Source organism: Sphaerospermopsis reniformis (assembly GCF_005402885.1).
Taxonomy (GTDB): Bacteria; Cyanobacteriota; Cyanobacteriia; order Cyanobacteriales; family Nostocaceae; genus Sphaerospermopsis; species Sphaerospermopsis kisseleviana.
In genome coordinates this window covers 1-5,918 of sequence record NZ_BJCE01000292.1, presented here as the reverse complement: position 1 = coordinate 5,918, position 5,918 = coordinate 1, and the positions used below count along the sequence as shown (strand labels likewise).

4 protein-coding genes and 1 pseudogene are annotated in these 5,918 nt (G+C 39.7%); 1 reads left to right on the top strand and 4 read right to left on the bottom strand.

Translation table 11 applies throughout. The features are described from left to right. Positions 1–255: 255 nt before the first annotated feature. The 3 genes from FFR48_RS24570 to FFR48_RS24560 all read right to left on the bottom strand — a co-directional run bounded on the left by FFR48_RS24570 (position 256) and on the right by FFR48_RS24560 (position 4,338). Positions 256–1,056: a nucleotidyltransferase family protein gene (locus FFR48_RS24570; RefSeq protein ID WP_162501954.1), complete on the bottom strand. Its 801-nt coding sequence runs from the start codon at positions 1,054–1,056 to the stop codon at positions 256–258. Between the two features lie 89 nt (positions 1,057–1,145). Further along, positions 1,146–2,003, bottom strand: coding sequence for a Uma2 family endonuclease (locus tag FFR48_RS24565; RefSeq protein ID WP_137669176.1), 858 nt, complete (start codon positions 2,001–2,003; stop codon positions 1,146–1,148). Between the two features lie 490 nt (positions 2,004–2,493). Beyond that, positions 2,494–4,338 carry a polysaccharide biosynthesis protein gene (locus FFR48_RS24560; RefSeq protein WP_236104173.1) on the bottom strand — a complete coding sequence of 615 codons (1,845 nt, stop codon included), beginning with the start codon at positions 4,336–4,338 and terminating at the stop codon, positions 2,494–2,496. A 240-nt stretch (positions 4,339–4,578) separates the two neighbouring features. Here FFR48_RS24560 and FFR48_RS24555 point away from each other — a divergent pair. Next, positions 4,579–4,743 (top strand): annotated as a pseudogene (locus FFR48_RS24555) (IS701 family transposase); the annotation flags it as partial. 357 nt (positions 4,744–5,100) lie between these two features. Here the strand turns inward: FFR48_RS24555 and FFR48_RS24550 are convergent. Then, a complete protein-coding gene (locus tag FFR48_RS24550; protein ID WP_137669174.1) occupies positions 5,101–5,697 on the bottom strand; it encodes a YdcF family protein in 597 nt (198 codons plus the stop codon). Positions 5,698–5,918 lie beyond the last annotated feature (221 nt).

The following is a 5,918-nucleotide window of genomic DNA, read 5'->3' as shown; positions in this document are numbered from 1 at the left end:
AAAGTGTGCATTTTTTGGGATTTCAAGAGATGGCAAAGAAATTTTCAAATCTCCTCCTGACTCCTGACTCCTGACTCCTGACTCCTATGCCCTCACGGAAAGACTTTCTCAGCAACCCCTATTTATTTATAGCGTTTCCCAGTCTCATGAGGTACACCCTAATTTATTTACTGTTCCCAATTCCCAATTCGCAATTCCCAATTTCCTAAGATAAAAAACTCTGTACCTCACTAGCTTGGTAAATGCTATATTTATTTATTTTGCTTGAGATTCTAACCATTGATTAAAAAGTGCGATCGCCTCTTGGATTTTGACGATAATTATTTCTGTTTGTTGGGCTAATTCTAATACTCTTTCTTTTCGCAATTGCAAATTATAATTATGACGTGCTAAATGTCTAAATTTCCGATAATCATTTAATTGTAATAATAGTGAACCTTGCCAGACAGGAGGACGATTTTCCCCACCAATTTCTGCCATTTGTAACAATAGTTGTTCATGCCAATTTTCGGCTTTTGGCATTCCCTCATCTAAAGTAACAGCAATTCTTTCACTAATTCGCTCACAGGCTGTGTAAAAATCACAAATATAGCTAGATAACGCAGGAGTGAGGGCAATTTCTGGAATACTTTCTGCTTGAGCAATTAATTGCTTTAAAGCTTGAAAATTCTGCTCTAAAGCCATCATCTCGTCTTCAATGCGAGTTTTTAAGGCTAAATATTTATTAGTTGGCATGAGTTTTTCTTTGAGAATCCGAGAACGGATAAAATCTGGTAGTTCTTCTAATGCTACCAAATCTATTTTTAACCAATTAGGTGCGATTTTTTCTAGAAGAGAATATGCCTCCCATTGTTGCTTTTCCGACATTCCTGTCACTGCTAAATCTAAATCAGATTGCCAATGCCAAGGGCTTTCTCCTGATAAAGAACCAAATAATATTACTTCTTTTGCTCCCTGTTCTAGGAGAATTTGCTGACATTTTGCGGCTGTTTGTAATGCTTCTTGTTTTCTTTGTTCTAGAGTTTGATTGCTGTTTTCTGTATAAATGTTCTTCATATACAGCACATTCCATCTACATGAACATTAAAGCTGAACTAGGCTATTAGCCAAGAAAATTATTACCTGGCTTGCTTGTTTAAATTCCTTTAAATTTCATCTAAATTCACTCCCAAAGCTCGCAGTTTTTCCGCTAGTTTGTCTGCTCGTTGTTTTTCTTGTTCTGATCGTTGTTTTTCTTGTTCTGCTCGTTGTTTTTCCTGTTGTGCGCTTTCAGCAAAAGTAGGAATCCAATCACCATCCTCATTATACCAACGTAGCCACAAACCTTCTGTACCTTGATATTTTCCTGACCAAACCCCTACTCCTAATTGCAATTCAGGAAACCAGAATTTTGGTTCTACCAGTTCCACTGCTTGATATTTTATGCCCATGAGTTGAAATACTCGGAGGCGATTTTCATATCTATCGAAAATAACATAGTAGGGCGATCGCAAATACTGTTCATAAGCTTGCCATTTTGTCGGTGGTTTATTCGCGCTTCTTGATGTTTGTCCTAAATCTTCTGCTTCTGTACCTGGTGATAATAATTCTACGATTAAAAATGGCGCTAGTCCTTCTTGCCAAATGACATAACTCCAGCGCATATCCTCTTGTTTTTCTGAAGCGGGTACACCTAACACTAAAAACCAATCTGGTCTTTTATACCATGCAAAATGGCGCACATCATAATATAAGTTTAAATCCGTACCAATGAACATTTCTTCCTGGGGATAAACAGGAGATTGGCAGGTTTCCCGTAATAATTGTGGTTGAAAGTCATGAAATTCGTCTGGCAACCCTGGTTCCTCTGGATTTTCACTAGGTAAATCATACATCGTCGGCAAAGTTTCCCAGGGTGGACGGGGATGAATGGTGGACTCTAATTCTTCCTCATTGTCACCCTCACTGGGTAAATCATACATGGTGGGCAAGTTTTTTTGCGGGGGTGCTTCACTTTGATACATGATTCATTACCTCCTGTGTTTCATTATACAGCATTTTTCGTTATGATGAGGTACAGATATTAATGATAAAACCCTTGTGGCACAGGCATACTTCGACAAGCTTAGTACAAGTCTTGCCTGTTCATATTGTACCTCATGTAGATGGAATGTGCTGTATCTCTCCGGTAATTGAATGTGGGTAATTTGAAACCCTTTCTAGAACACCGATTCATTAATCGTAAGGGCGTATAGCATTCGGACGGAATATGAATTGGTTTCAGCGATAGGTTATCACCCGAATGCTTCGCCCCTACAAGGTAAAAACAAATTACCTAGCATTACTGAATCGACGTTCTAGGGACAATTCATGAATTGTCCCTACATGAATTGTACCTACATTCATTTTCACCAGAGGTCTAATCAACATCTCCGGTAATTAATGGTTGTAGAGAGGTTGCATACAACGTCTCTACAAGCTTCTGGAAGTCCCCATGGGGAGTGTCAAGCAGATTTACTCAGCAGATTTACTCATCAGTTGGGATGATAACTGTGGAGAGTAATATTCAGGAACGAGGACGTTGAGCAGAGATAAGAGAGTATCTTTGTCTTCTTCTTGGGCTGCTAAGAAAAGCTGATACAGATATGGCTCTAGCTTTGTCCAAGGTATCATTGCTTCCTGGGCGGAGTAAATTTTCGGATGTATAGTCTTTTTAACATTCTCTTCTTCAATCAACAACTCTTCATAGAGCTTCTCTCCTGGACGCAAACCTGTGATTTTAATCTCAATGTCCTTCCCTAAAACTAGACCACTGAGTTCTACCATTTGCACCGCCAGATCGTAAATTTTTACCGGTTCCCCCATATCCAAGAGGAAAACCTCTCCCCCCTCACCGAGAGCGCCAGCTTGAATGACCAGGCGAGCTGCTTCGGGAATGGACATAAAATAGCGAGTAATTTCGGGATGGGTAATAGTAATCGGTTGTCGCTGTAAAATCTGTTGTTGAAATCGGGGTACTACTGAACCCGTGCTATTTAACACATTACCAAACCTGACCATGAGCAAACGGGTGTAGGTATCCGGCTGTTTTGATAAAGCTTGCAAAATCAACTCAGCCACTCGTTTGGTTGTTCCCATCACACTGGTGGGTCGTACAGCTTTATCGGTGGAAATTAAGACAAAAGTCTCAACTTTACACTCATTGGCCGTGCGCGTAGCTACTAGTGTACCGTAAATATTGTTAATCACCCCTTGGGCAAGGTTCATTTCTACTAAAGGAACGTGCTTGTAAGCCGCAGCATGATATAAAGTATCAATATTATATTCTGTAATTACCTGTTTCAGGCGTTGGGCATCAGTTACTGAGCCTAAACAAGCAGAATAAGACAAATTAGGGTAGGTTTCTCGTAACTCTATTTCAATGTTATATAGTGCAAATTCATTTAATTCATATAGAACTAGGTGGCGGGGTTGTTGTTGAGCAATTTGACGACAGAGTTCTGAACCAATAGAACCACCCGCTCCTGTGACTAAAACAGATTTATTTGTGATGTTGACTTGCAGTAACTTGGGATCTGGTAGAACTTCTTCTCGTCCTAAAATATCACCTATATTGATTTTCCGGAGTTGCGCAATGGAGACTTTACCTGATATGATTTCTGCTAGAGTGGGTACTGTTTTGACTTCTATATCTAGAGCTTTAAGTTCCGCAACAATTTCTTGCTTTCTTGTGGGCGTTGCTGATGGAATTGCTAAGAGTACTAGCTGTACCTGGTACTTGTTAATTAGATATTCCAACTTCTCAGGGCTATAAACCTGAATGCCATTAATCGTATGTTTCCATAGTTGTGAATTGTCGTCCACAAAGGCTATAATCTCAAAGTTGTTATCCAGAACAAGTGCTTGGGATAGTTGAAATCCAGCTTGTCCGGCTCCATAGATAATTACTGGTTGCAGGAGTTGCTTGCTATCTGCTACACTACTAATGGGTTGAGATGGGAGTTTTAATCTCAGGGGAGAACTCAAACCATATAACAGCCATCGCGCTATGAGTCTGACTGTGACTATTAAAATTAGTGTGATTAAAGTATCTACTATCTGAACAGAAATAGGTAGGAAATTGACCCGGAAAACCAAATCCAGGATGATCAATCCTCCTTGTCCCAAAATAACTGATTTGAAGGCTGTGTATAAAAAGGCAAATTCACTGTATTTTAGTACATTTTTGTACATTCCCAGTAGGGAAAATAACAGAATTTTTTCGGCAATCACCGGAATAATAGAAGGGAGATATTTACCTAATATATCCAAAGGAAATAAACTGTGGGAATCTATGGAAAATGCAATATAAATTGCCAATAAAAATAGTAGAGAGTCAGTTAAATACAGAATCAGATGCTTTTTTGTTCTTGATGAAGTTTGGAAAAAATAGGTAATATTTTTGATAAAAACAGTTTTTTTCAAAAGACTAAGCAGAAAATATGTTATTCGCATAGTTATGGATGGGAAAGTGTGATCAAACACAAACACAAACAGGGAATTGGGAATTGGGAATTGGGAATTGGGAATTGGGAACACACCGGAAGAAACAAAATCAATGCAATTAAGACTCACATCTTTTGTTCACTTCAAGCTTTTGTTAAGTTGGAGTTTATACGCTCTGAACAAATAATTAGTAATTGGTATGAAATACAACGGAATCTATTTACTTTAGTTGTACGTGAGCATATTTTTGCTCATCTTAATAGCGATCGCATGAGCTAGAGATCATAGATCATGTTTTTTGTCAATGCGTAAGTCCTAATACCTTTTAAAACATCCTCTGATAAATCAGGAAATTATAGGATGACAGATAGCTGAAACTGTTCCCTGTTAAGAGTTCCCTGTTCCCTTGCCTTCACAGATAACTTTTTCAGCAAACCCTATTTAATTTTTGGAAATATATAATGAAATCCCCGACTTTTCGGAACACTTGTATATTAGAAATCTCCGGAAAAGAAGGTAGAGACGTTCCATGGAACGTCTCTACAAAGGTTTCAAACCATTTACATTTAATTTTCGGAGATGTCTATTACCAAAAGTCGGCGATGTTTGGGGTATATTTTTAGTAAATTGACAAATTTATGATCTGCTATTACCTGTCGCCGATTGCAAGCGGGGATTGAAACTGGCTCCGGTGCGCCCGGTAACTAGCCAAACCACTGAGCGCCCTATGTCCCTAGCAATACGTGTTCGAGCTTCTCGCTGAGAGCTTTGGGAGGGGACGGGGACAGGAGTAAAGGCGATTCCCTGACTACCAAAGACAATAGTGGCGATCGCCTGGGAGCGGGGCATATGGTAGTCTGAGGTGACGAGATAGACGTGGCGAATATTATTTTGTTGCAAAGGTACAACCATTGTGGTAAAATTAGTTACTGTATCTGTGGCGCGGTTGTCGTACTGGATGCGATCGCCTACCTGTAGCTTTTGGTTGTGAAGGTCACCTAAGATGCGGCGGATTTCCGGTTCGCCCACAGAAACCCAAATTGGAAGGTCAGGGAATTTTTGAGCCATTTCTCGGGTGAATTTGGCTCTGCTGTTTTCCCCACTGAGCATCAAGATGGCTTGGGGGTGGGGATTTTGTTGACGTGCTATGGCTAGACGCAGGGGGATAGCACTGGCTATGGTGAACATTCCCAAGCAACCAGCTAGGGTTAATAAGCGCAGAGGTTTGACCATATCCGTGGATAAGATTTCAGCTATATGCCTATGTTAGAGGCAAATTTTTGATCTGAGATAATTTTCCCCAGATATCCGGTTATCTCACCTTTACCTTACCGGGTGACAAGGGGGTTGAAGATGAGATGTGGCAATAATTTGAGAAAATAGTGGAGTAAAAAAAATAGGGGCAATGAGGCCCCATCAAAACAAAATGTTACCACAATCATATCAAACAATTT